22 protein-coding genes are annotated in these 23,051 nt (G+C 55.3%); 4 read left to right on the top strand and 18 right to left on the bottom strand.

Annotation, left to right across the window (positions count from 1 at the left end):
* The 7 genes from PCH01S_RS27880 to PCH01S_RS27855 form a co-directional block, all read right to left on the bottom strand.
* Positions 1–862: Hpt domain-containing protein (locus PCH01S_RS27880; RefSeq protein ID WP_042235447.1), on the bottom strand; the 862-nt coding region annotated here is incomplete at its 3' end.
* 12 nt (positions 863–874) lie between these two features.
* Positions 875–1,327 carry a chemotaxis protein CheW gene (locus PCH01S_RS27875; protein WP_241688740.1) on the bottom strand — a complete coding sequence of 151 codons (453 nt, stop codon included), beginning with the start codon at positions 1,325–1,327 and terminating at the stop codon, positions 875–877.
* 64 nt (positions 1,328–1,391) lie between these two features.
* A complete protein-coding gene (locus PCH01S_RS27870; protein WP_042235444.1) occupies positions 1,392–2,996 on the bottom strand; it encodes a methyl-accepting chemotaxis protein in 1,605 nt (534 codons plus the stop codon).
* Complete coding sequence (locus PCH01S_RS31015) at positions 2,993–3,169, bottom strand: hypothetical protein (RefSeq protein ID WP_164977157.1); 177 nt, start codon at positions 3,167–3,169, stop codon at positions 2,993–2,995. The genes PCH01S_RS27870 and PCH01S_RS31015 overlap by 4 nt, the downstream gene beginning before the upstream one ends.
* 41 nt (positions 3,170–3,210) lie before the next feature.
* Entirely contained in the window at positions 3,211–3,675 is a 465-nt protein-coding gene (locus PCH01S_RS27865) for a chemotaxis protein CheX (protein WP_042235442.1), read from the bottom strand.
* Between the two features lie 345 nt (positions 3,676–4,020).
* Positions 4,021–4,689, bottom strand: a complete 669-nt coding sequence (locus PCH01S_RS27860; protein WP_042235439.1) for a response regulator transcription factor — start codon at positions 4,687–4,689, stop codon at positions 4,021–4,023.
* A complete protein-coding gene (locus PCH01S_RS27855) occupies positions 4,682–8,221 on the bottom strand; it encodes a PAS domain-containing sensor histidine kinase (protein WP_042235437.1) in 3,540 nt (1,179 codons plus the stop codon). Before PCH01S_RS27855 ends, PCH01S_RS27860 begins: the two co-directional genes overlap by 8 nt.
* A gap of 263 nt (positions 8,222–8,484) precedes the next feature.
* Here PCH01S_RS27855 and PCH01S_RS27850 point away from each other — a divergent pair, with 263 nt between their 5' ends.
* Positions 8,485–9,186 (top strand): futalosine hydrolase, encoded by a 702-nt coding sequence (locus PCH01S_RS27850; RefSeq protein ID WP_042235435.1) that lies wholly within the window; start codon positions 8,485–8,487, stop codon positions 9,184–9,186.
* Positions 9,183–10,013 carry a 1,4-dihydroxy-6-naphthoate synthase gene (locus PCH01S_RS27845; protein ID WP_042235433.1) on the top strand — a complete coding sequence of 277 codons (831 nt, stop codon included), beginning with the start codon at positions 9,183–9,185 and terminating at the stop codon, positions 10,011–10,013. The genes PCH01S_RS27850 and PCH01S_RS27845 overlap by 4 nt, the downstream gene beginning before the upstream one ends.
* Before the next feature lie 423 nt (positions 10,014–10,436).
* Here PCH01S_RS27845 and PCH01S_RS27840 read toward each other — a convergent pair whose 3' ends face one another.
* Positions 10,437–11,555: an NADH-dependent flavin oxidoreductase gene (locus PCH01S_RS27840; protein WP_042235431.1), complete on the bottom strand. Its 1,119-nt coding sequence runs from the start codon at positions 11,553–11,555 to the stop codon at positions 10,437–10,439.
* A 396-nt stretch (positions 11,556–11,951) separates the two neighbouring features.
* On the opposite strand from PCH01S_RS27840, the gene PCH01S_RS27835 reads away from it, so the two are divergent.
* The gene (locus PCH01S_RS27835) at positions 11,952–12,674 is read left to right on the top strand and encodes a DsbA family oxidoreductase (protein WP_042235428.1); all 723 of its coding nucleotides are present in this window, start codon (positions 11,952–11,954) and stop codon (positions 12,672–12,674) included.
* Between the two features lie 104 nt (positions 12,675–12,778).
* On the opposite strand, the gene speD is transcribed toward PCH01S_RS27835, so the two are convergent.
* The 5 genes from speD to PCH01S_RS31560 all read right to left on the bottom strand — a co-directional run bounded on the left by speD (position 12,779) and on the right by PCH01S_RS31560 (position 16,666).
* Positions 12,779–13,621, bottom strand: coding sequence for an adenosylmethionine decarboxylase (gene speD / locus PCH01S_RS27830; RefSeq protein WP_042235427.1), 843 nt, complete (start codon positions 13,619–13,621; stop codon positions 12,779–12,781).
* 162 nt (positions 13,622–13,783) lie between these two features.
* Complete coding sequence (locus PCH01S_RS27825; protein WP_042235425.1) at positions 13,784–14,842, bottom strand: site-2 protease family protein; 1,059 nt, start codon at positions 14,840–14,842, stop codon at positions 13,784–13,786.
* 158 nt (positions 14,843–15,000) lie between these two features.
* On the bottom strand, positions 15,001–15,579 hold the full coding sequence (locus PCH01S_RS27820; RefSeq protein ID WP_042235423.1) for a GNAT family N-acetyltransferase: 579 nt from the start codon (positions 15,577–15,579) through the stop codon (positions 15,001–15,003).
* An 11-nt stretch (positions 15,580–15,590) separates the two neighbouring features.
* Positions 15,591–16,523 (bottom strand): AraC family transcriptional regulator, encoded by a 933-nt coding sequence (locus PCH01S_RS27815; RefSeq protein ID WP_042235421.1) that lies wholly within the window; start codon positions 16,521–16,523, stop codon positions 15,591–15,593.
* The gene (locus PCH01S_RS31560; protein WP_156972873.1) at positions 16,520–16,666 is read right to left on the bottom strand and encodes a hypothetical protein; all 147 of its coding nucleotides are present in this window, start codon (positions 16,664–16,666) and stop codon (positions 16,520–16,522) included. The genes PCH01S_RS27815 and PCH01S_RS31560 overlap by 4 nt, the downstream gene beginning before the upstream one ends.
* A gap of 225 nt (positions 16,667–16,891) precedes the next feature.
* Here PCH01S_RS31560 and PCH01S_RS27810 point away from each other — a divergent pair, with 225 nt between their 5' ends.
* Positions 16,892–17,449 (top strand): DJ-1/PfpI family protein, encoded by a 558-nt coding sequence (locus PCH01S_RS27810; RefSeq protein WP_042235419.1) that lies wholly within the window; start codon positions 16,892–16,894, stop codon positions 17,447–17,449.
* 140 nt (positions 17,450–17,589) lie between these two features.
* Here the strand turns inward: PCH01S_RS27810 and opuFB are convergent, their stop codons facing one another.
* The 5 genes from opuFB to PCH01S_RS27785 form a co-directional block, all read right to left on the bottom strand.
* A complete protein-coding gene (gene opuFB, locus PCH01S_RS27805; protein WP_042235416.1) occupies positions 17,590–19,110 on the bottom strand; it encodes an osmoprotectant update ABC transporter permease/substrate-binding subunit OpuFB in 1,521 nt (506 codons plus the stop codon).
* The gene (locus PCH01S_RS27800; protein ID WP_042235414.1) at positions 19,107–20,069 is read right to left on the bottom strand and encodes an ABC transporter ATP-binding protein; all 963 of its coding nucleotides are present in this window, start codon (positions 20,067–20,069) and stop codon (positions 19,107–19,109) included. The genes opuFB and PCH01S_RS27800 overlap by 4 nt, the downstream gene beginning before the upstream one ends.
* A gap of 352 nt (positions 20,070–20,421) precedes the next feature.
* Positions 20,422–20,898 carry a 2-thiouracil desulfurase family protein gene (locus tag PCH01S_RS27795; RefSeq protein ID WP_042235412.1) on the bottom strand — a complete coding sequence of 159 codons (477 nt, stop codon included), beginning with the start codon at positions 20,896–20,898 and terminating at the stop codon, positions 20,422–20,424.
* Positions 20,899–21,004: 106 nt separating this feature from the next.
* Positions 21,005–22,333 (bottom strand): sensor histidine kinase, encoded by a 1,329-nt coding sequence (locus PCH01S_RS27790; RefSeq protein WP_042235410.1) that lies wholly within the window; start codon positions 22,331–22,333, stop codon positions 21,005–21,007.
* Complete coding sequence (locus PCH01S_RS27785; RefSeq protein ID WP_042235453.1) at positions 22,323–23,021, bottom strand: response regulator; 699 nt, start codon at positions 23,019–23,021, stop codon at positions 22,323–22,325. The genes PCH01S_RS27790 and PCH01S_RS27785 overlap by 11 nt, the downstream gene beginning before the upstream one ends.
* Between the last annotated feature and the right edge of the window lie 30 nt (positions 23,022–23,051).

Genomic DNA, 23,051 nt, shown 5'->3' with positions numbered 1-23,051 from the left:
CCGGCGCGCTCCACGCAGGGCCTGCCGTGCCTGCCGCGTCCGGCGCCGCGCTTTCTCCGGCGCCCGCAGCGCTGCCCGCTGCACGCTCTGCGGCCCCGGCTCCGCTTACCGCGGCTTCCTCTTGCGCAAGCGGCTCCACCACGGCCCGCTCGACCTCCATCAGGCCGTCCGCGAATGCCTGCAGTTCCTCCCGAGACTGATTTCCTGCATACAGGAAAAGCAGGTCCCCGGGACCCTCCTCGTTCAGACCTTCCGGTTCCGGATCGGCCAATAACACGTCGCCGTACTCATTCAGCGCCGAATGAATAACGTACGCCCGGGCTCCGCGGATCAGGCATTCGGAAGCAATCCGGATGTCCACCCAGAACAGCTTTTGACCGAGTTCCATCCGTTCCTGCACCCTTAACCGCAAATCGAGCGATAGAGACGGTTTACCGCGATGAGCGGGCATTTCCTCCGCATCCGGCCTATCTCCGTCCAGGTCCTGATCTTCACCGAAGTTCCTCAGCGCCCGGACACAGTCCGAAATATCTGCGGATGACGACTCCCCGCCCACGATGTCGTGCTTAAGCTGCTTAAGAATATCCAGCGCGGTAAACAGAAGATCGATCAAAGCGCCGGATACGGCAAGCTGACCGCTTCTAACCCGGTCCAGCAAATGTTCCATCTCGTGGGTTAACTGCTTCATCTCCTCGAAGCCCATCGCCGCCGACGATCCTTTGATCGTATGAGCGGCCCGGAACAGGCTTTGAATGACGATCCCGGACTCACCGGACTGCTCCAGCTTCAGAATCTCCCCGTCCATGACCTGAAGCTGTTCCTCCAGCTCCTCCAGAAAGATCTCCTTATACTCGGACAACATACCCGTCAACTCCTATTCGTGAAGCAGAACTTCGTCCAGTTTCAATATCCCGGCCAGGCCGCTGTCCGCAAGACCGATTCCCGTAAAAAATCCGCCCTGCACACCGCCCACGCGCTCCGGAGGAGGCTGAATGTCCGTGAAGGTCGTCACTTTGCTCACATAATCCACCATAATCCCGACGGTATCCTCCAGATGATGAACCACAACAATACGGGACGCCTTCGTCGGCTCCGCTTCTTCCATTCCGAACAAGGTCCGAAGGGAGATGACTGGGACGATCCGCCCTCTCAGATTGATCACCCCTTTTACATAGGGCTTTACATTAGGGATGGCCGTTACGGCCTGCATTTTAATAATTTCGTGAATATCGTAAATCCGGATGGCGTACTGCTCCCGGTTGATGCCGAACGCCACATATTGCTCTTGCCCGCTTCCCTGCATAAAAAGGTCCTCCCTGTCGTTCATACGGAATCCGGCTCCCGCCGTTGAAAGAATAACCCCAATCAGGCTGACTGGGGTCCCTGCCTCGCTAGGCGGATTTGCTGATTTTAAACACCGCTACCGTCCGGTTAAGCTCTTCCGCCAATCCGGCGAGCGACTGAGCCGTCGAGGCCGTCTCTTCGCTGCTTGCCGCCGACTGCTCGGTTACGGCGGAGATGCTCTCGATCGACGACATAACCTCGGTGGACTGCGCCGCCTGCTGCTCGCTTGCCGCGGCAATCTCCATCACCTTGTTGGCCGACTCGTTCACCATGCCGATAATATGATGGAACGATTCGCCCGTCTGGCGGGACAGGACCACACCGTCGCCGACCGCTTTGACGCTCTGGCGCGTGTTCTCCTGCATGCCTTTGATGATCGCGGTTATCTGCTTCGTCGCTTCCCCGCTCCGCTCGGCGAGTTTCCGTACTTCATCCGCGACGACCGCGAACCCGCGTCCCTGGTCCCCTGCACGCGCCGCTTCGATGGCCGCATTCAAGGCAAGCAGATTGGTCTGCTCGGCGATATCGTCAATCACTTCGATAATCTCTCCGATTTTGTTGGAATCCTCTTCGAGTCTGGACACCTGCTCATTGACCTGGTTCATACTCTCGATGGACGAGTTCACGATCTTGCCGCCCTGCTGGGCGATATTCAGCGCATCCGACGATACCCCCGAGGCTTGTTCGGCGCTGGTCGCAACCGACGTAATCGCGGTCGACAGCTCCTTGAACAGCTCGTGGATGGTTTGTGCGGCGCCCGCCTGGCTGACGCTTCCGCTCGCGATTTCCTGCGTGCTCGCCGAAATCTGCTCGGCCGCCGCCGACACGCTCTCGGCCGACGCCAGAATGCCGCCTACGGTGCTTCGCAGGCTGTAAACCATTTCGTTCACGGATTTGGCCAACTGCCCGATTTCGTCGCGGGTGTCGATGTCCGTGACTTCGGTCAAATCGCCTGCCGATACTTTACCGACCAGACCGACCACCTGATTAAGCGGCCGGGAAATAATCCGCGCGATCGCATACCCCAGTCCGATGGAGATCAGGAAGGCCGCGATCATCACCCCGAAGGTCACGTTGCTGGAGCTTTTGTACAAGGCGGCGCCTTCGGCATTACGCTCTTCCGCCAGCTTCACGTTAATCTCGAACATGTCATCGAAAAACTTCATGACCTCATCGCCTTTGGTCTTGAAGCTTCCGCTCGCGAGCAGGGCTTTAAATGCTTCCCGGTCATCGCCGTAATCGACTTTGACGGCTTCATCCAGCTGCTTCTGGTAGCTCTCCCATACGGAATGAAAAGACTGGAGCAAATCTTTTTCCTTCTGAGTTATATCGGTTTTCTCGTAAACTGCTATTTTTTCACTGATTTTCTTCACGTTCTCGTCGATTTTTTTCTTGTACTCGTCTTTCTGAGCCGGTGTTTCCGCCAAATCGTTCATATCCCGGAGGTCCGTTCTTATCAATTGATAGTAAAAGGAAGCGTCCGAAACGACCCGGAGCGGAACCAGGTTATTCTCATACATGCTGCTTAGGCTGTTGTTAAGTTTGCTCATATTAAAAAGTCCGAAAAAACCCGTAAATACAAGCAGAATCGCGATGAACACAAATGCCGAAACCAGCTTTGCCGAGGTTTTCAGATTGCGGTACCATTTCATCGTCCATACCTCCTGCCTTTGCGTCCTTCAATCACTTTGAGCTCGGCCTCCAGATCGTTCAGAATGTCGTCTATTTCTTCGCTCGTCAATTTTCCCTCGTTTCGTTCTGGATTGTAATCGGTTCTTCTTCTGGAATTGTCCCACAACGCTCGTATAGCTCTCGTTTTTTCCACGCGTTTCCCCACCTTATATTCTTGATTAGTTGCTTATATCCTTAAGCGGCTTCGGTTTTCTGCAGAAGAAGGATCATATGGATGGTTCCGACTTCCTGGAGGGAAACCGCTATTGAAATCCCCTTCTCAAATCCGTAAAGCTGCATTTGACCTACCATGACCGTGGGCGGGGTAATATCGATTTTGTGCCCTTTCTGATAAACGATGGCCGATGTATTTCCGGCAATCATATTCGCCATTTCACCTACAAAACTATGGAGCATTTCACCTTCAAGAGGCATGCCAAACATGGATTGTCCCAGTTTACCGAACGTTTGCATATCTCCTTCGATCACCAGTCTCCCTTCGACATCACCGACAATCCCGATCAACACCCCGATCTCGCCCTGGATGACCGCATTTTGCACCAAACTGGGCGGCTTCGTGTCGATGGGGATGGGAAAAACCTGGCTCATCGATGCAATGGTACTGTTCAGTAAATCTTGAATTCCGTTTGGATTCTGCACTTCAATCATCCACCCTTTATGTGTATAAAATGATCTGGGACCGGGACCCTCGCTGTGAAACGCCCGCGGCCCGCAGTTAGAGACGGGCACTTACCCGCAAACTCGCATTCTCCACCCTAGGGGAGCGCTAAAAATTTGAGCAATCCGGCATAGGTTAAAAGACCTAAAAGATGCTTTAATCATAAACCGCAAAAGAACGATGGTAACCGAAAAAACTTTGCGGGAACCCGCAAAAATATTGCGGAAACTTGTAAATTCCTGTCGGTTTAATGGTAATAAACAGACAAAAAAACCGTACCACGGCTGTGTACGGATGAGTTTATGTCGAACTTGATAAATTTTTTATCAGGCCATTTTCGGAAAATCTTCGTCGGACAGGAGACCCAACTGCTTCGCTTTCATGGCCGCTTCGATCCGTGATTTCACGTTAAGCTTGTGAAACAGGTTCGTCAAACAGTACTCCAGCGAGCGCTGGCTCATCAGGACGGAGGCGGCGATTTCCTTGTTGCTTCTTCCTCTCGCAATCTCTTTCAAGATCTCGTATTCCTTGGAGCTGACCGCCTGCGTTTCCGGATTGCCGCTTGCCGATTCCGCAAACTGGCTGCCCGTCGTCCGCCTCAAGTGTTTGACCAGGGACAAAGGCAGCACCGCTTCACCCCTGAGAGCGCACCTCACAGCCGTTACGAGCTGTTCCTTGTTTGCCGTTTTGAGGACAAAACCGGAAATCCCGGCTTCAATCATCAGATTGAAATGATTGTTGAATTCAAAGCCGGTGTAAATGAGGATGACGGCGTCCGGAATAAGGTTGAGAATTTGTTTGGCCAGATCGATTCCGTTCATCGTAGGCATGTGCAGATCGATCAGCATCACATCGAAACGCCGGGCAACCGCCAGTTCCATCGCTTCTTTGGCCGTATAGGCCAAGGAGACTTTCATATTGGTATCCTGCTCCAGCAGCATTTTCGTCCCTTCCATGACGGAAGGGTGGTCGTCGACCAATAAGATTTCAATCATCGTTATCCCTAACACTCCAATTTCTGATTTCGAATTTCTGATTCTGTTTCACCGGTACGTTAATGAAAACGGCGAGCCCATTGTTCGGGGAGGAGTAAAACTCAACGTCGCCATCCATGCTGCGAACCCTTTCTTTAATACCGTAAACTCCCATACTGTTAAAGGACTCCACCATTCCGCTAACATCCATACCGATTCCGTTATCCTCATAACTCAAATGAATCCGGTCGGAGTGAGCCGACAACTTGAATTGAACTTTCGCTGCGTTAGAATGTTTCGTCGCGTTGGCCAGAAGCTCCTGTACAATTCGATACAACCCAATCAGCAAATCGTCGTCGTGCAGGGAGCCGTGAAAAGCCGTGTAGTCAAAAGCAATCGAATAGTCGCTCCGCAATTGAGTAAATTCGAACAGGGCCTCCAGAGAAGCCACGAGCCCCTCTTCCTTGAGCATCGGCGGCCTCAATTCGTTGCACGTGATGCGGATCTGATAAATAACGTCGAGCAGCCCCTGTGTAATCTGAGCCAGCTTCTCGCGCAGGACCGGCGGAACCTCGTCGTCCGACGAGATCTCGTCCAGCTTGCGGTACCAGATGATCTGCTCCTGCAAAGCCCCGTCGTGCAAATCCTGGGAAAGACGCTTGCTTTCATTCTCGGACAAATTGAACAAAAGCCGGATCAGCCAGGAAGGCGTCTTTTGGCGGGTCGCCAGCTCGCGAAGCTCCTGAGTCAGATCTTCGATGACTCTGAAATTGTCGTACAGGACACTCGCGTAGCGGGCAATCGTTTTGATCCATACCCTTTTGGATTGAAACCCGAGTGAAGGGGGTTTTTCCCCGATGCAGAGCAGATAGCTTTTCCCTTTTATTTCCCCGATGCGGATCAAATGGCCGTCCGGCGTGTCGATAATTTCGCAGACTGGCAGCGGGTCGGAACAGCCTTCGACTATCTCCTCCCAGACGTGCTGGGGAATGTCCGGGCTGCCGTTTTTGACCGTAATCTTGTTCTGCTTGTCCACCTCAACGAGACTGATCTTCTCCGTGCGGATCATTTCCCGCACTTCCTGAATGAGCCTCCGGTCCAGCTCCTGTACATTCATAAGCCCGAATAAATCGCTTGAGAAGCGGTCCAGACTCGTTTGCAGCATATAATAGCGGTCCTTGCTCTCGCGGACAATCTGTTCCGCATATTCCCGGTCCATTTCCGCCTTCTTCTGTTCGCTTATATCCCGGATGACCGTCATGGCGACATCTCTGCCGATATACGGGATGGGAATGGAAACCATCTCGGCGTCGATGATCCGTCCGTCCAGACGGATCATTTTGTTCTCCGTAATGCGGGTGGCTTCCTTGCTCTCGTAAACCGTATGCAAGCGGGCCCGCACCTTGTCTCTATAATCCGGGTGGACGGTATCGTAAATCGGGCGGCCCAAGAGGCTGCAGCTCGTTCCCGCTCCGAACAGATCCAGCCCTGCCGGATTCACGTATTCGAATTTGTGGTCCCGGGTCAGAATCGTCGGAATCGGCGACAGCTCCACCAGATTGCGGCTGAGCCGCTCGCTTTCCTCCAAGGCCGTTTCGGCCTGCTTGCGCACCGTAATATCCTCGAAGAAAACGAGGAACGCTTCCGACCGGGCATCGTAAATGGCGGTCGCCAGCATATCGACCACCTTGCCGTCGCGCCGGGTAATCGCCAGGTCGATAGGATCGTTGACTCCGAATTCGCGGATAACATCTTCTCTCACGACAGGCGAGCCCGGCTGAATCCAGTCCTGCGGCGTCGTGCCTATGATCTCCTCCGGACATTCCGCCCCCAGTACCCGGACCGCAGCCGGATTCGCATAGATGACCTGCCCGTCTTTATAAAGCGCGATCGAAACCGGGGACATCTCCACAAGGCTGCGGTAGCGCTCTTCGCTGTCCCGGAGCGCCCGCTCCATCTCCTTGCGCGCGGTAATATCCGTATGTACATGCAAGGACGAGTTCGTGAGGCCGTCGTAGATGCCCGTCACTTCCACATCGATGACCCCGCCGTCCAGCCGGACCATCTTGTACTCCAGCGCCGGGCCATATTTCTTCTGCGCCATCGCCACCGCGCGTCCGCGGGCCTGCTCCACATAATCCGGATGCATGAACTCGTAAATGCTCCGGCCGATAACCTCGCAGGGCTGCACGGCGCCGAATAACTCCAGCCCGGCGGGATTCGTATAGATAAACCGCTCGTCGCGGATCATCGTCAAGGGCTGGGGCAGCAGCTCGATCAGATGCCTGTAGCGCTCTTCGCTCTCCACCAGCTCCCGTTCGATCCGGACTCTCTCCGTAATGTCCCGGGACACGACAATGACGCTCTCGACTTCGCCGCCGGCTCCTTGGACAGGGTTCGCCACACAGTCGAAATGCAGCTCGGAACCGTTCCTATGAATAAGCCGGCAGCGCGCCGTCCATACGCAAGCCGATTCCGGCATTTCTTCCAGCTTAAGCCGGAGAATCTTCTCGTCTTCGGGATGCATGATATCGCACAGCGACAAACCCGCTTCGGTCGCACCGTCCAAACCTAGCCGCGCTTTGTAGGAAGGTGACGTATAGCGGAACTTTCCGTCCGTACCGATTACGGCCACGAGGTCCGTCATGTTTTCCGCGATCAGACGGTACAAAGCTTCGCTCTCTTTTAACGACTGCTCCGTCCGTTTCTGCGAAGTGATGTCCCGGCACAGCACAAAAATTCCCGTAACCGCGCCGTTTACATACACGGGCACCATTTTTATATCCCAGTGGTACATACGGTCTTCTTTATGGTAAGAAGTCATTTCAAACGTCTGGGTCGTTCCCTGCACCACCTGCTCGAAATACACCGATATTCGCTTCAGGCTGTCCAAACCGAACAATTCGATAAGCGACAGCGGGTTCGCGATATTGCGCCCGTTCCCCGTAATTTCCAGGGCGGCCGAATTGATATCCAGAACCTTCCCGTGCAGATCCAGCTCCACAATCACATCCGAATGATGTTCGAATAGAGAACGGTAGCGCTGCTCGCTTCTCAGCAGTGCTTCCTCCGCCGCTTTACGGGCCGTAATATCCAGCACCACACCGTCCAAACGGACAAACCGGCCGCCCGTTTCATCCAGCGTCGGAATCATTCGCACCTGTACCCACCGGATCTCGCCGGTCGCGTGAACGATCCGGTACTCGCTGTAATCGGAAATCCCCTGCCTGACGTTAGCGCACGCTACCTTGTACCGCTGAAAATCGTCCGGATGGATAATTCTTTCCCACGCTTGCTGGGTAGCAAAATATTCAGGCCGATAGCCGGTAATTTTGAGTAGAGCTTCCGATGTGAAAGGAACGCGCCGGGACGAGTAATCGTACGACCAAGTGCCGACATCCACGGTATGCATAATTTTCAATAGCAGGCCGTACTTTTTGACAAGCTCTTCATGATGTTTCCATTTTTCCAGATTTCTTTTGTAAAGGATAAGAAGGATTTGGACGGTCAGAAGAAGGATGCATACAACAGCGCCGATGATAAATTCATTCAAGATGTGTGTCTCCTTTATGCGTTGAAGAGTAAGCTTGGGGATGATGTGCGGCAGATGCGGCTGCCATGGAACAAGAAAGATACGAATTGGATTCAACTAGCTATTAGTTCGGAAAAACCACGTTCCAGTCCTTCACGATCCGCGCGTAAATGCGGATAAATTTGGTAACGGGGAAAATTTGTTTAGCGCTAAAGTTTTTATACCGCGAAGCATTGGTTTATAATATAGCTTATCCGGATCAGCATTTAAAGGAGATCTTGCAAATGAGCCCTGATTTTTATTCGGCCTCTTCCCCGCTTCCTGCCGGAGGAACGCCTCACATCAAGCGCGTCCTGATCATGACGCCCGTGGAAGCCGAGCGGGACGCCGTGCTCCGCGGTCTGGCCGGAGCGCCCGGCTTCCGGGTGGAGCTCGCGGGCGTCGGGCCCGTGGCCGCGGCTGTCTCCACAACGGCGGCGCTCGCCGCCGCCGAATACGACCTCGTCATAACCGCCGGAATCGCAGGCGGCTTTGAGGGCCGGGCCGCGGTGGGCTCGCTCGTCGTATCGAGCGAGATTCTCGCCGCCGATCTGGGCGCCGAGACGCCCGGGGGTTTCCTCAGCCTGGACGAGCTCGGCTTCGGCTCGGCCCGCGTGCCCGTCGACGCGGCGCTTGCCGGCCGCGTCGCCGAAGCCCTGGCGGCCGCCGGGCTGTCCGTAAGCACAGGTCCTGTGCTTACCGTCTCCACCGTGACGGGCACGGCGGAGCACGCCCTGAAACTTGCCGGGCGGGTGCCCGGCGCCGCCGCCGAGGGCATGGAGGGCTTCGGCGCGGCAAGCGCCGCCCTCGCCCGCGGCATCCCGTGCCTGGAGCTCCGCTCGGTCTCCAACGCGGTGGGGCCGCGCAACAAAGCGGCATGGCGAATTCCCGAAGCGCTCGCCATGCTGGAGAAAGCCAGTTCAGTCTTACCGGAGGTGCTGTTATGAAAATCGCGTTTTCCCCGTGTCCGAACGACACGTTCGTCTTTCACGCCTGGGTGCACGGACTCGTTCCGGGCGCACCCGAGCTCGATGTCCTGTATGCCGACATCGATATTACCAACGGCCTGGCCGCTAGGCCCGGCGGACCCGAAGTGATGAAAATCTCTTACGCGGCCCTGCCCTGGGTCCTCTCGGACTACGCCCTGCTTCCTTGCGGCGGCGCTCTCGGCAGAGGCTGCGGACCGCTCGTGCTGTCCCGGGACTCCGCCGATCCCGCGTCCCTCTCCGGCAAGCGCGTGGCCGTCCCGAGCGAACGCTCGACCGCGTACCTGCTGTTCCGGCTATGGGCCGCCCAGCAGGTTCCGGGCGGCGTCGGCGAGATCGTCGTGATGCCTTTCCACGAGATCATGCCGGCCGTGCGGGACGGGAAGATCGACGCGGGCCTCGTCATTCACGAGGCGCGCTTCACTTACCCGTCCTACGGTCTCAGTCTGCTGGCCGATCTCGGCAGCTGGTGGGAGTCCGACACGGGACTCCCGATTCCGCTCGGCGCCATCATCGCGAAACGTTCGATGGATCTGCAGGCGGTGGCGGGATGGATCCGCTCTTCCGTGGAGTACGCGTGGGCTCATCCGGAAGCGTCTCAGGCTTATGTGCTCCAGCATGCGCAGGAAATGTCTCCCGAGGTCGCCAAGGCGCATATCGACCTGTACGTGAATTCATTCACGGCGGATCTCGGCGAAGACGGCTACGGAGCGATCGAAGCGCTGCTCGGTCGGGCCGCGCAGGAAGGGCTGGTGCCCGAGTTCGATCTGAAGATGCTTCGCGGGTAACGGGGCCCTGACGGAAGTGATGCGGCTATTGTTTGGTTGCTGTTTGGCGCTTTTAGCGCTACCTAGCGCTGTGTAGATGCGGCCTACTGTAGGGGTCTCCATAGCTTGTTGGCCTTACCCTCGTGAGAAGCGTCGTCCCGGCAGCCTTGTTCTGCAACCGTCAGCACTGGAAGTGCCCCGGAGTTCCTCAACGGACAACGGACGGGTTCCTGTTATAAACAACCGGAATTCCCGCTGCTTTTATTCGTTTACTGAATCGCCGGAATCCGGCGGTCTTTCATTTTATTTTTTTACTACCGTGGAAAAGCATAAAAAGAAGAAGCCCGCGTATAGCGTGGCTTCTTCTTTTTATGTCTATGGTTTCCGTTCGCGTATGTCTATGGTTTCCGCTCACGCCAGCCGCATCTCAGCCGGCCTAGTCGCTTAAACCACAGGGAACCAGCCCGGTGTATTTATGATCGCGTTCCACAGCGGGTCGGGAATGACCAGACGCTCCTGATCGTCTTTCGTCAGCGTCGTCTTGATCTCCGACTCGTGTCCGTCCGCGACTTTTCCGACCCAGTCCGGTTCCACGATCAGCTCGCGGCCCAGGGCGATCAGAGGCACGCCGGTCTCCAGCGCTTTCAGTGCGTCGTCCGCCGTATGAATGGAGCCTACGCCCATCACGGGCGTTCTGCCGCCGACGGTTTCGAGGATAATCTCGATCCGCGGACGGTTATCGTCCATCGTTCTCGAAGCCGACCAGAAATCCATCAGGGAAACATGGATATAATCCAAACCTTTGTCGGCCAGCGTATTTACGAGCTGAATGGAATCATCCATGGAGATTCCGGGTGTCTCGGCTTCTTCCGGCGAGAAGCGGTAACCGACGGCAAACGGTTGTTTCGCATGCTCGGCCACGATACGCTTCACTTCGTCCACGATTGCAAGCGGGAATGTCATCCGCTTGTTCACGTCTCCGCCCCAGCGGTCGTCGCGGCGGTTCGAGTGCGGGGAGAAGAATTGATGAATGAGATAGCCGTTCGCTCCGTGAATTTCGACGCCGTCATAGCCCGCTTCGATAGCGCGGCGGGTCGTTTCGCCGAAGTCGCGGATAATGCCTTCGATCTCGGCATCCGTCAGCGCTCTGGGCACGACACTGCCTTCCTTCTCTTCCGCCACGGCGCTTGCGCTTACGATCTCGCCGTTCGGCACCAGCTCCGGCGGACAGCTGCGGCCGCCGTGGAAAATTTGCAGGATGGCTTTGGCGCCCTGCCCTTTGATTGCCGAAGCGAGACGGGTCAGGCTCGGGATCATCTCATCGCGGTCGCCGGCGAACTCGCCGGGAAACCCTTTGCCGTTAGGCGTTACGTACGTGCAAGCCGTAATGACGAGACCCGCTCCATTGGATCTGCGCTCATAGTAGGCGATCTCCGCATCCGAGACGGTTCCGTCCTCGTGGGACGAAAAGTTCGTCATCGGAGCCAGCACGATCCGATTATCCAGCTCCACACCGCTGGAGAGAGAAAAACTCTCGAATAAAGGTTTGAATTTACTGTTCATCTGGTTTTTTCCTCCTCTATATCCAAACGAAGTTACAGGTTAGCTTTCTCTATGTCTTTTGGAAATATATAAATCCGGCAGGGAAACATCGGCGCTATGCCGATTCCACCGAATACCTCACCGGAGATTTTTGGAAAGCCAAAGCTTGCTAGGATTGTTTCCTGACTGTTATTTTATTGATAACAGTTTATGTTGTCAAGGGGCGTTTTGCCGCTTGTTTTTCCTTCGCACCTTTTATCTGTCTATTCCGCCTGTTTCGATTGGATTTAGAAGGAATGAATGGCGGCTTGCTTTCGGGCAAAACTGTAACTATAATGATTACATGAACCACTGCAAATAACTCCCTGTTTGCTTCGTGCGAACAGTCAGAGATAGAAATTTGGAGGTTTTCCTACTATGAAAATTGAAATCTGGTCCGATTTTGCGTGTCCGTTCTGTTATATCGGCAAACGCCGGTTCGAGCAGGCACTTGAACAAATTCCATTCAAGAACGAGCTTGAAGTGGTTTACCGCAGTTTCGAGCTGGACCCGAACTCCCCCCGGGACATCGGCCACAGCGTCCATGACATGCTTTCCAAGAAATACGGGATGAGCGTCGAGCAGGCGAAAACGATGAATGCCAACGTGGTCGCGCAGGCGGAATCCGTCGGGCTCACCTACCGCATGGACACGATCGTCCTGACGAACACGTTCGACGCGCACCGTCTGGCTCATTTCGCGAACGCCCACGGCAAAATGCACGAGATGACCGAACGGCTGCTGAAAGCCTACTTCACGGATTCCCTCCATCTCGGTGATCGTGCCGTGCTGGCTTCCCTTGCCGAGGAAGTGGGACTCGACAAGGCCGCGGCCGAGCAAATGCTGGCGGGCGACCAGTATGCAAGCGAAGTGCGCGCCGACGAGCAGGAAGGCGCCGAGCTGGGCATCACCGGCGTTCCGTTCTTCGTGATCGACCGCAAATACGGCATTTCGGGCGCCCAGCCTCTTGAAGTTTTCGTGCAGGCTCTGGAGAAAGCGTACGGCGAATCCAAGCCTCTCACGATTTTGGGCGACGAAGGCGGCGCGGCTGACGGAGCCTGCGCCGACGGCGTGTGTACGCCTCCCGCGCGGGACAAGTAACATTGCCCCGCTTCCCGGCGAAAGCACGTAAACCGCACAACAAAGACACGGGATCTCCAGGTCCCGTGTCTTATTTTTTTCGCCTCATGCGTATGCGTCAGACTTCACTTGTCCCCGCCTTCTACATCTTCAAGCGTCGCGGCATAAATATTTTTGCCGTAGAAGATTTCGTCCATCTCCAGCGTCAGGCTTTCCGTTATTTCCTCCTGCTCCCCGGCAGTCAGCTTGTCCTTCGTGTAGCCGAACAAATAGTTGTTAAGATCGAATTCACGCAGTTTACATTTCGTGTGGAAAATATTTTCCTGGTATACGTTCACGTCGATCATATGATACTTATCCTTAATGGACTGCGGAATATAGTTCTGGATGGAGCTGATTTCGTGGTCGATAAACAATTTATGGCCGTTAATGTCCCGCGTAAAACCGCGGACCCGGTAATCCATCGTAAAAATATCCGTGTCGAACGAATGGATCATATAGTTCAGCGCCTTCAGCGGAGAAATTTCGCCGCAAGTGGAGACGTCGATATCCGCACGGAACGTGGAAATGCCTTCGTCAGGATGATATTCCGGATACGTATGGACCGTGATGTGGCTTTTATCGAGATGAGCCACAACGGCTTCCGGCAGGGGCCCCGGGGATTCCTCGAACGATTCCGTGGGAGCGGTATCGACCGGTCCTTCCGATACGAGCATCGTCACGCTGGAGCCCTGCGGCTCGTAATCCTGCTTGGCGATATTCAGAACGTGGGCGCCGATGATGTCGGACACGGTATTTAAAATTTTCGTCAGCCTCTCCGCATTGTACTGCTCGTCGATATATTCGAGATACGCCTGCCGCTCTTCCCGGGTACGGGTATAACAAATATCGTACATATTAAAACTCAATGACTTTGTAAGGTTATTAAAGCCATGAAGGGTGATCCGCTGCTCGGGTGTCAGTGCCATCCTTGGTTTCCCCCTATCCTCATTCAGGTTAAAAAAGATTCTTTTTATTTTTACCCACTCTGCCCAATAAAAAACATGTCGAAAAAAGGGAGGAGCCGTCCCGTTCGCAAATACAAAAAGACCGCCCTTGCGGGCAGCCTCTGTCATGCGCTTTATCCGGTCTTACTTAAATCCGGGAAGTCCCCGTTCCTTCAACCATTTTTCTTCGTAATAATCAAACACGTTGTTCTGCACAAGCGCTTTGCGTTGTGCCGCATATTCGCGGCCGAGCTCCACGGATCGTTTGAGGACGGCCTCGACTTTAAGCCGGGTGATCGGCTCCGTAACCCCATGCTCCTGGACAAAAGCGTACAAGGATTCCGCTTCATCCTGCCTGCCCGCCAGACTCCAGCCCATCGCTTCCTCGCATAAAATGTGGGAAACGATCATTTTGTTGTGTCTACTCCCGGATTCATCGCGGAGAGCATCCATCAGAAACGGCATAAAATCAATGGCATGGATTCGTTCTCTGCCGATCACCTGGCTGAAATATTTCGAATAATACAGCACAAACAGATCTGTAAACTTCTCCGTGATTCCCTTCTTGTTGCCGATATATTTATCGAACAGGTACGTTTCCGATTTCAGCAGCAAAAATTTGAGGCTCTCTTCCTTCACATGCGGAATGGTAAATAAGATATTCCAATAATAATAAAGCGATTCGTACGGATCGGAAATCGTTTTGGCAAGCCTGCCGTCCGAGAAGATCAGCGTACCCAGGCCCATCGCCAGCGATAAAATACCGAACAGCGTCACGACCAGATGGTCGAAGCTGTTTTTAAGCAGCGTCAAGGCCAGAATACCCGTCACCAGGCTCATAATAGGCCCAAGAATGAATATGACCGACTGTTTCTTGTTATTCCGCTCATAAGAAGCTTCATCCTTGAAATCGGCCACATCCACCAGCACATTGCCGACATAATAAAAGTTCTTCCAAGAAAAAATGATCTTTTTCTGCGGAATGGACAAGGTAATGGGCCCCAGACTGAATTTGATTACTTTTCTGCCCGTAATAAACGCCCCCAGAACATGACCCAGTTCGTGCACAAAAAGGGCGGCTCCGCCCGCGGCCGCGAAAGACAAGAGGAAAACGACGATATTCAGAGCCATGCCGGGGCTCGCAACGGCAATTGCCGCAAGAACAACTAAACAGCCGATCAAAAACTTTACTTTTCCCTTCATTTCTCTCTCCTTTGAAGACCGGCAGAGCTTTGCGCCAACGCTTCCTGCCGTTTTGTTAAAAAGCTGTGTCAGGTTTATTTTACCTCATAAAATAAAAAGTTAAAAACACAAAGAGGCACATCCGCCTGAACGAATGTGCCTGACATGCCGGAACCCCTCTATTTATCCGGTGCCGCGTCGTAGTCTTCTTTTAAAATCGCGTAGATTTCCAGATCGACAATTCCTTTGCCCGACCATAATGCGGCCTGCCGAAGCGTTCCTTCTTTGCGGAAGCCGTTCTTGATCAGCACCTTCTTGGAAACATCGTTCGCCGGCATCACCTCGGCCTGAATCCGGTTTACCTCCGCTTCCGTAAACAGATAGGCGGTCAGCAGCCGGACGGCTTCGGTGGCGATTCCCATGCCCCAGCAATCTTCCGCCAGGAAATAGCCGATCGTCACCATATCGACTTTCTGGTTGAAATCGAAAGCCTCCGCGATTCCCGTCATTCTGCCGTCCTCTTTCCGGAAGATCCCCCATTTGATTCTCGACTTTTTGCCGAAATCTCTCTCGAAATGGCCGATCATCGAACGGACCGTCTCTTTGTTATGCTTGGGGATAATGCCGCAGTGCCGGAATACTTCCTCGTTGTCGTATATGTCGAACACCTCGTCGAGGTTGTCTTCTCCGATTTTTTTCAGCACCAGCCTGGAGGATTCCAGAACAGGAAGCTGCGCAAATACAGTTTGAATGTTCATGCCACACCTTCTCACAGCGGAATAAGTTCATCTTTGGGCCGTACGGGAATATACAGATCCACCTTCGCTTTGCCTTCCGGGTCCCGGAGCGGGTCGTTCATACAGAACTCCAGGGCGTACCTGTCGTCCGCTTCGTACCCGCTTCCCGGCAGCCAGTTTCCGTACAAGTTTGCGTAAGCGAGGGCAAGCTTGTCCACGGTATCGTAAAAAGCGTACCGGCCGTACGAGCCGCCCTCCAGCTTTTTAAAGCTCACCCCGGTGTGGCCTTCCCGCTCGAAATCGGGCGGCAGCGTGACGCAGGCATCGTAGCGGCAGGTAAATTCGTCCACGAGAGACGGATCGTCCAGCGAAATTCCGATGAACTGCTGGCGCTCCGGGGTGAGTCCGTTCCGGCCGGCCCAGCTCCCGAGCGTCTCCCAGGCCCGCCCCGTCTCCAGGTAGCTTCCCGTATGGCGAACGAAGGCCACTTCCAAATCCGACAGTTCTTTCAGCGTAACATTCATACTCCAAATCCTCCTCAGAAAGTGATTTACGTTACCGGCACTTTCATCATACTCGTAAGAGGAGGAGGGCTCTTCCCGCTTCTTGCGGTCTCCTAACGAAAAATTGCGGTCTTGGAGTTCTCTGCGGAGTTCACTCGGAGATTTCCCGTGCCGCCTTTTGAACACGCCGTTAAAAGTCGATAAAGATTCAAACCCGCAGGAATGCGCGATATCCAGCACCGTCCTGTCGGTATCCTTCAGAAGCCGGACGGCGTTCTCCAGCCGCTTGCGGGTCACGTAAGCGGCCGGAGTTACGCCTGTCACGGCGGCAAAAATGCGGGAGAAATGGTATTTGGAAAAATTCGATACGCCCGCCAGTGCGTCCAGATCGAGTTTGCGCGAGCTGTTTTCCTCGATGTAGGCGATCACTTTGCCGATGCGGTCGGCATATTCGTGCTTCATGGTATTCTTCGTCCTTTCGGGCGGAATCTTGCCACGGCCGGTTCGGACCGTACAGTCTCGCCGGGAATCGGCAGACGTTCCGCCGTAACGACCAGATCCATATTGATGCTTCCCGCGACCGCAATTTTGGCCGGTCTGTTCATGTTGAAGCTTCCCCTTTCGTACATCGCCAGTACTAACCGCCGTTAGTAAACCCACTATTAAACATAGTGTATCACGCCTGCGGGGAGGTTTGCTTGACGGCATTCTTACGTGGTTTGCCGCCGATCCTGCAAGAACCTAAGTCAGCCCTCTTTACAGATAGTTGCCCCCGATGCAAAATATGGATATGGGTGATCCAAGCCTAAAATCCTTGTAGGAGTGATCCAATGTCCAAAAAGATCCTGATCATTACAGGCGATGCAGTCGAAGCTTTAGAGGTGTATTATCCGTACTATCGCGTGCTGGAAGAGGGCTATGAAGCGGTTCTCGCGTCTCCCCAGCAGAAAGTGCTTAAAACCGTCATCCACGACTTCGAGGGCTGGGACACCTACACGGAAAAGCCCGGCTACCTTCTCGAATCCCACGTTTCGTTCGGTGAGGTCAATCCGGCCGAGTTCGACGCTCTGATCATCCCCGGCGGCCGTGCGCCCGAATATATCCGGCTTGATCCGAACATTCCCCGCATCGTGGGCCACTTCTTCGAAGAAGGCAAGCCGGTCGGGGCTATCTGTCATGCCGCTCTCGTGCTTGCGGCTCTAAAAAACAACAAATATTTCGAGGGGCGCACCCTGACCGCCTACACAGCCTGCCGGTTCGATGTGGAGAGCCTCGGGGCGAATTACACGGAAGAAACGCTGCACGTGGACGGAAACCTCGTCTCCGGGCATGCCTGGCCGGATCTGCCCGGTTTTATGCGCGAATTTCTGAAGCTCGTGAAAAGCTGACCGGACTTATTAACATCCTTTATCATTTATGCGATAAAAAAAAACCTGTCGAAGCTTCAGCTCCGGCAGGTTTTTTTACGTAATCAAGTCCATTCACATAGAAGGCGGACGAAAAGCAGCGTCGATTCGGCAGTCCTCGCCTATTTCCCCAGCAGACCCGCCCCCATCAAATAATCCTTCGCGGTCTGTTCCGCCGACACTCCCTGAACGTTCACCTTGTAGTTCATTTCGCGCATCTCGTCGTCGCCGATTTTCCCGCCCAGCTTGTTCAGAACCCCGCGCAGTTCCGGGTGCTCTTCCAGCGTCTTCGTGAGCAGTACGGGCGCGCCCTGATACGGCGGGAACAAATGCTTATCGTCCTCCAGCATCGTCAGATTATACTGCTTCAGTTCACTGTCGGTGGAGTACGCGTCCACAAGATTGATATCGCCGGACTGTACGGCCTGGTAGCGGATTTTGGGCTCCATCTTCTTGACGTCCGCGAACTGGAGACCGTACAGCTTCTGAATGCCCCGGTATCCGTCTTCCCGGTCGGAAAATTCCAGCGTAAAGCCGGGCTTAATCGTCTGCCGCACGTTTTGCAGATCGGATATGGTCTTCAGCCCTTGCTCTTCCGCAAGCTGTGTGGGCACAGCCAGCGCATAGGTGTTGTTGTACGCCATCGGCGTCAGCATTTCCATGCCGAATTTGCTCAGCATGCCGGCTTTCGCCTGTTCGTACACCTGCTTACGGTCGGTGCTGACCGGTGTTTCCTTCAAAAACTCGGAGATGGCGGTTCCCGTAAACTCCGGGTAAATGTCGATTTCGCCGGCCTTCAGCGCGTTGAAAACAAACGACGTTTTCCCTAAGCCCGGCTTAAGCTCGACCTTCAAATCCGTGTCCTGCTCGATGAGCTGCTTATACATCTGGATGAGAATCTCCGGTTCGGAGCCGAGCTTGCCAGCGATCACGAGATTCTTGTCCTTGCCGCCCGTGAAGTACGGGATCAGCAGCAGCAGAAGCACGACCAGGACGGCCGCCCCGGCTGCCGGCACGAAGCGCCGGAACGACATGCGCTCGAACGCTCTCAGCAGCAGGTCGAACAAGATGGCGAGCAGCGCCGCCGGAATCGCGCCGAGGATGATGAGAGCGGAATCGTTGCGGTCTATGCCGAGCAGGATGAGATCGCCGAGACCGCCCGCTCCGATGAGGGCGGCCAGCGTCGCCGTGCTGATGATGAGCACGGTCGCCGTCCGGATGCCGGCCAGAATGACGGGAAGCGCGAGCGGCAGCTCCACTTTGAACAAGCGCCTGCGGCTGTTCATCCCCATCGCTCTGGACGCTTCGATCAGCGAGGCGTCCACCTCTTTGATTCCCGTATACGTGTTGCGGAGAATGGGAAGCAGCGCGTATATAACGAGCGCAATGACCGCCGGCACCCGTCCGATTCCGAACAGCGGAATAAGCATGCCGAGCAGCGCCAGCGACGGAATCGTCTGCAGAACGGCCGCGATGCCGATAATGCCTTCCGCTCCGCGGGTTTTCCGGGTGAGGTAAATGCCGAGCGGAACCGATAGGAGGACGGCGAAGAACAAGGCGATGACGGACAGCAGAATATGGTCCGCCACGGCGCCGAGAAGCTGAGACTGCCTCTCGCGGAAAATCTCGGCCAACGTATTCATGTCCGTGCCCCCTCCTTCAGCCGCCCGGCCATGAACTTCAGCAGCGCCTGCCGCGAAACGGAGCCTACGATCACGCCGGCCTTCTCGACGGCGAGCACCTCTTCATCGGCAAGCAGCTGCAGAGCCGCTTCCAGCGGCACTTCCGCCTTCGCGATAGCCGCGGGATGGGTCGGGAAATCGGACGGACCGATTTCCAGCAGCACATCTTCCAGCGTCAGCCGGCTGCCGAAGAGCGGTTTCTGCCCGCCGACGAATTGCTCGACAAACGCGTTCGCGGGAGTTTGTAAAAATCCCTGCGGGGTGTCCAGCTGGACGATCTCGCCTTCGTTCATGAGGCAAATCCGGTCACCCAGCTTCATCGCTTCCTGCATATCGTGCGTGACGAACACGATCGTCTTCTTGATCCGCTGCTGAAGCTCCAGCAGCTCGTTCTGAAGCTTCTCCCGGCTGAGCGGATCCAATGCGCTGAACGGTTCGTCCATCAGCACGATCTGCGGGTCCGCGGCCAGGGCGCGGACGACTCCCACCCGCTGCTGCTGTCCCCCGGACAGCTCCTTCGGCTTGCGGGAGCGGTAGATCTCAGGCTCGAGTCCCACCATATCGAGCAGCTCGTCTACGCGGGCGCGTATTTTCGCGCGGTCCCATTTGCGCATTTCCGGCACGATGGCGATATTCTCTTCGATCGTCATATGCGGAAACAGCGCGATCTGCTGAAGCACATAACCGATGTTCCAGCGCAGCTCGTGGACGTCGTATTCGCTCACTTTGCGCCCGTTGATCCACAGCGTTCCCCCGGACAGCGGGATAAGCCGGTTGATCATTTTCAGCGTCGTCGTTTTCCCGCACCCGCTGGGCCCGATAAACACGAAAAATTCCCCTTCGTTAATTTCCAGATTCAGATCGTTTACGGCTACCGTATCGTCCGCGTAACGTTTAGAGACGTTCTCAAAAAGGATCATAGTTTTCTCCTCCGCGGCACTGACTTTAGTTGGCCCCTGTGTACCTGTCTCTATTTATAATAGCCTTCCGGGCAAAAAATGAATCTGCGAAAAAAACCTTGATAGGCATATAGGCCCGTCAAGGTTTTGAGGAAGTTATCCGGCATGCGGGTAAGACTGCACGTCTTGCCCTTCTAAGCTTTCCCGTACATCAGCAGCTTGTAAAGTTAGATCCGTCCGGTCCTGCTTGATCCGCCCGAACATCCGGTGCAGTCGGTTGTCGTTGAAAATGATAGAGCCTTTCTGACCGAAAGCCACCCCGTTCACTAGATGCGAAGCTGCTTCCGTGATCCGCTTTTATATTCTCTCTGTCTTAAACAGACACGTATTCCGACAGGCCATGCTCCAGCAGCTCATCCTCCGAGATCACTTTGAAACCTTCTTTGCGGAGCAAAGCCGCCGTGACTCCCTCGCCGGAAATTTTGGTTCCGTTAAAAGCCCCGTTGTAGATGGCCCGGCTGCCGCAGGAAGGGCTATTTTCTTTGAGCACGACTACGGTCGCGCCGACCTTGCGGGCAAGCTCCAATGTTTTAAAAGCTCCGCTCGCGTAAAGCCCCGTTACATCGTTCCCGGACCGGTCGACCACCTTCGCCCCGCCGGCCAGCACATCCTCGCCCGTGCCTCCGATAATTTCAGCCGGTTCGCGCGGAGTCGTGAACCCGCCCAGCAGCTCCGGACAGACCATCGTGGCCTTGCCTTCGCCGACTAATTCGGAAATCTTCTCCACCAGACTGTGTGTCGCGTTATACCGGCATTCCAGTCCGGCCAAGCAGGAACTGACAAGTATCATTCAGACTGACATCCTTTACCCGTAAAGTTTGTAAACCGCTACGGAAAGTGTAGCACCGCCGATTTCGTCTGACAACCATACGCACTCGCAAGCCTACGGACGATTTCTACACGGGAAGAAGCACAGTGAAGACCGTTCCCTTGCCGGATTCGCTTTGCACCCCGATGCTCCCGCCGTGCAGCAGAATGTTCTGCTCCGCGATGGCAAGACCGAGACCTGTGCCTCCGCTCGGGCGGGTCCGGGAATGGTCGGCGCGGTAGAACCGGTTAAAGATGTGCGGAAGATCTTCGGACGCGATTCCGCTTCCGTTGTCTTCGACGGTCAGAAGGACAACAAGCCGTCCCTCCCGCACCGCCGTCCCGGCCCCGATTTTAACCGTACCGCCGGCGGGGGTGTAGTGCAGGGCGTTGATCAGAATATTGTACAGCGCCTGAAGAATCCGATGCTTCTCCACGGGCGCATAGATATCTTCTTCCGGCGTCCGGAGCCGGACGCGAATGTTTTTATCCTCCGCGATATACCGCGTTTTTTCGATTAGGCCTTGAAGAAGCGCCCCGATATTTTCCGGTTCCCGGCGCAGCTCCGCCCTCCCCGCCTCCATTCTGGACAGCTCCAGCACATCGTGGACCAGGCGGTTCAAGCGGAGCACTTCATCCAGCAGGGAAGAAACTTTCTCCTGTTTCAGGGGTTCGTCTATTTCCTGAGCGAGCTCCAGCTCTCCCTGCATAATCATCAGGGGCGTTTTCAGCTCATGCGCCACATCGGACAACATCTGCTTGCGGGAACGCTCCAGGCTCGCGAGACTGTCGTTCATCTCCTGCAGAGCCCTTGCGATGGCGCCGAATTCGTCTTTGCGGGCAACGGGAAGCTTGACGTCCCCGCCGCTGCCTTTTTTTATGGAATCGATGCCCTGTAAAAGCTTGCGTATGGGAGAGGTGAATCTCCTGGACAAAAAAAAGCTGATGACAAGAGCCGCGACGAAGGTGAACAGCAGCGATACCCGGACCACGACCGGAAAAATCCCGTACCACATGGATTTGAACTCGTACGTTTTGTACTGCTTGGCGTCCATGACGAACAGCGTGCCGATTTTGCCCTCCGCATCCGTCAGAAAGAGCGGAAATCCCTCGTCCTGGAGCGTCCTCAGAGGAAGCTGGCCTTTGTGCACGACCAGGCTGCCTCCGGAGACAAGCGCGATTTCGGGAAAAAAAGAGCCGCTGTCCATCTCTTCCGCCCGGACGCCGGCCCATGAGTTTCCGCCAGCCGCATAATGGCGCTGAAAGTTCTCTTTCAAGGCGGTAAAAGCGGGCTTCTCCCGCATGTATTCCAGATCGCGGATAATATAGAACTGGATGTGAGTAACCGCGAACAGGGAGAACAGGATAAACGCGATAAGAATGCCCATGGAAAGCATCAGCTTCGCTCTAATTTTCATGGCCCGCTCCGAACCGGTATCCGAAGCCGTACACAGTCCGGATATAAACCGGCTGCTCGGGATCGTCGCCGATCTTCTTCCTGAGCTTGCTGATATGCGAATCCACCGTGCGCTCGTCGATGACGAACTCCTCTTCGAAAGCATGCTGGAGCAGCTGCATCCGGCTGTAGACGCGCCCCGGCTTCGAGGCGAGCAGATGGAGCAGCCTGAACTCCGTCGGCGTCAGGCGGAGTTCCTGCCCGCCTTTGAACACCTGCAGGCTCTCCTCATGGATAGCCAGCTCTCCCCGGCGGAGCACGCTCTGCGGAGCGCTGCCCGGCAGGCGGTTCATCCGGCGCAGCAGAGAGCGGATTCGCGCCGCAAGCTCCCGCAGGCTGAACGGCTTCGTCAAGTAGTCGTCGGCGCCCATCTCCAGGCCCACGATCTTATCGGTCTCCTCCGTCTTCGCCGTCACCATAATGATGCCGGGCTCCCCCATCTCGCGGAAACGCCGGCAGGCGTCCAGACCGCTCATGCCCGGCAGCATCCAGTCCAGGACGATAAGATCCGGCCGGTGATCGGCATAAAGTCCGACGGCGGAGACACCGTCCCTTGCCGTATACAGGGTGTACCCTTCCGAACGGAGAAACGTCTCCATCAGCGCTAAAATCTTTTCCTCATCTTCCACGATCAGCAGTTTCACGGTCATGCCGGACGCGCCTCCCTTCGCTTTGCTCTT

Source organism: Paenibacillus chitinolyticus NBRC 15660 (assembly GCF_000739915.1).
In the GTDB taxonomy this organism is placed as follows: domain Bacteria; phylum Bacillota; class Bacilli; order Paenibacillales; family NBRC-103111; genus Paenibacillus_F; species Paenibacillus_F chitinolyticus.
The sequence above is the reverse complement of the archived record's forward strand: the minus strand, read 5'-3'. Positions and strand labels throughout refer to the sequence as shown.

Bases quoted from the DNA above. Each gene is read 5' to 3' on its own strand.
- PCH01S_RS27875 (WP_241688740.1), bottom strand. From the start codon at position 1,327: ATGAACGACAGGGAGGACCTTTTTATGCAGGGAAGCGGGCAAGAGCAA.
- PCH01S_RS27870 (WP_042235444.1), bottom strand. From the start codon at position 2,996: ATGAAATGGTACCGCAATCTGAAAACCTCGGCAAAGCTGGTTTCGGCA.
- PCH01S_RS27860 (WP_042235439.1), bottom strand. From the start codon at position 4,689: ATGATTGAAATCTTATTGGTCGACGACCACCCTTCCGTCATGGAAGGG.
- PCH01S_RS27850 (WP_042235435.1), top strand. From the start codon at position 8,485: ATGAGCCCTGATTTTTATTCGGCCTCTTCCCCGCTTCCTGCCGGAGGA.
- PCH01S_RS27845 (WP_042235433.1), top strand. From the start codon at position 9,183: ATGAAAATCGCGTTTTCCCCGTGTCCGAACGACACGTTCGTCTTTCAC.
- PCH01S_RS27840 (WP_042235431.1), bottom strand. From the start codon at position 11,555: ATGAACAGTAAATTCAAACCTTTATTCGAGAGTTTTTCTCTCTCCAGC.
- PCH01S_RS27835 (WP_042235428.1), top strand. From the start codon at position 11,952: ATGAAAATTGAAATCTGGTCCGATTTTGCGTGTCCGTTCTGTTATATC.
- speD (WP_042235427.1), bottom strand. From the start codon at position 13,621: ATGGCACTGACACCCGAGCAGCGGATCACCCTTCATGGCTTTAATAAC.
- PCH01S_RS27825 (WP_042235425.1), bottom strand. From the start codon at position 14,842: ATGAAGGGAAAAGTAAAGTTTTTGATCGGCTGTTTAGTTGTTCTTGCG.
- PCH01S_RS27820 (WP_042235423.1), bottom strand. From the start codon at position 15,579: ATGAACATTCAAACTGTATTTGCGCAGCTTCCTGTTCTGGAATCCTCC.
- PCH01S_RS27815 (WP_042235421.1), bottom strand. From the start codon at position 16,523: ATGAAGCACGAATATGCCGACCGCATCGGCAAAGTGATCGCCTACATC.
- PCH01S_RS31560 (WP_156972873.1), bottom strand. From the start codon at position 16,666: ATGAACAGACCGGCCAAAATTGCGGTCGCGGGAAGCATCAATATGGAT.
- PCH01S_RS27810 (WP_042235419.1), top strand. From the start codon at position 16,892: ATGTCCAAAAAGATCCTGATCATTACAGGCGATGCAGTCGAAGCTTTA.
- opuFB (WP_042235416.1), bottom strand. From the start codon at position 19,110: ATGAATACGTTGGCCGAGATTTTCCGCGAGAGGCAGTCTCAGCTTCTC.
- PCH01S_RS27800 (WP_042235414.1), bottom strand. From the start codon at position 20,069: ATGATCCTTTTTGAGAACGTCTCTAAACGTTACGCGGACGATACGGTA.
- PCH01S_RS27795 (WP_042235412.1), bottom strand. From the start codon at position 20,898: ATGATACTTGTCAGTTCCTGCTTGGCCGGACTGGAATGCCGGTATAAC.
- PCH01S_RS27790 (WP_042235410.1), bottom strand. From the start codon at position 22,333: ATGAAAATTAGAGCGAAGCTGATGCTTTCCATGGGCATTCTTATCGCG.
- PCH01S_RS27785 (WP_042235453.1), bottom strand. From the start codon at position 23,021: ATGACCGTGAAACTGCTGATCGTGGAAGATGAGGAAAAGATTTTAGCG.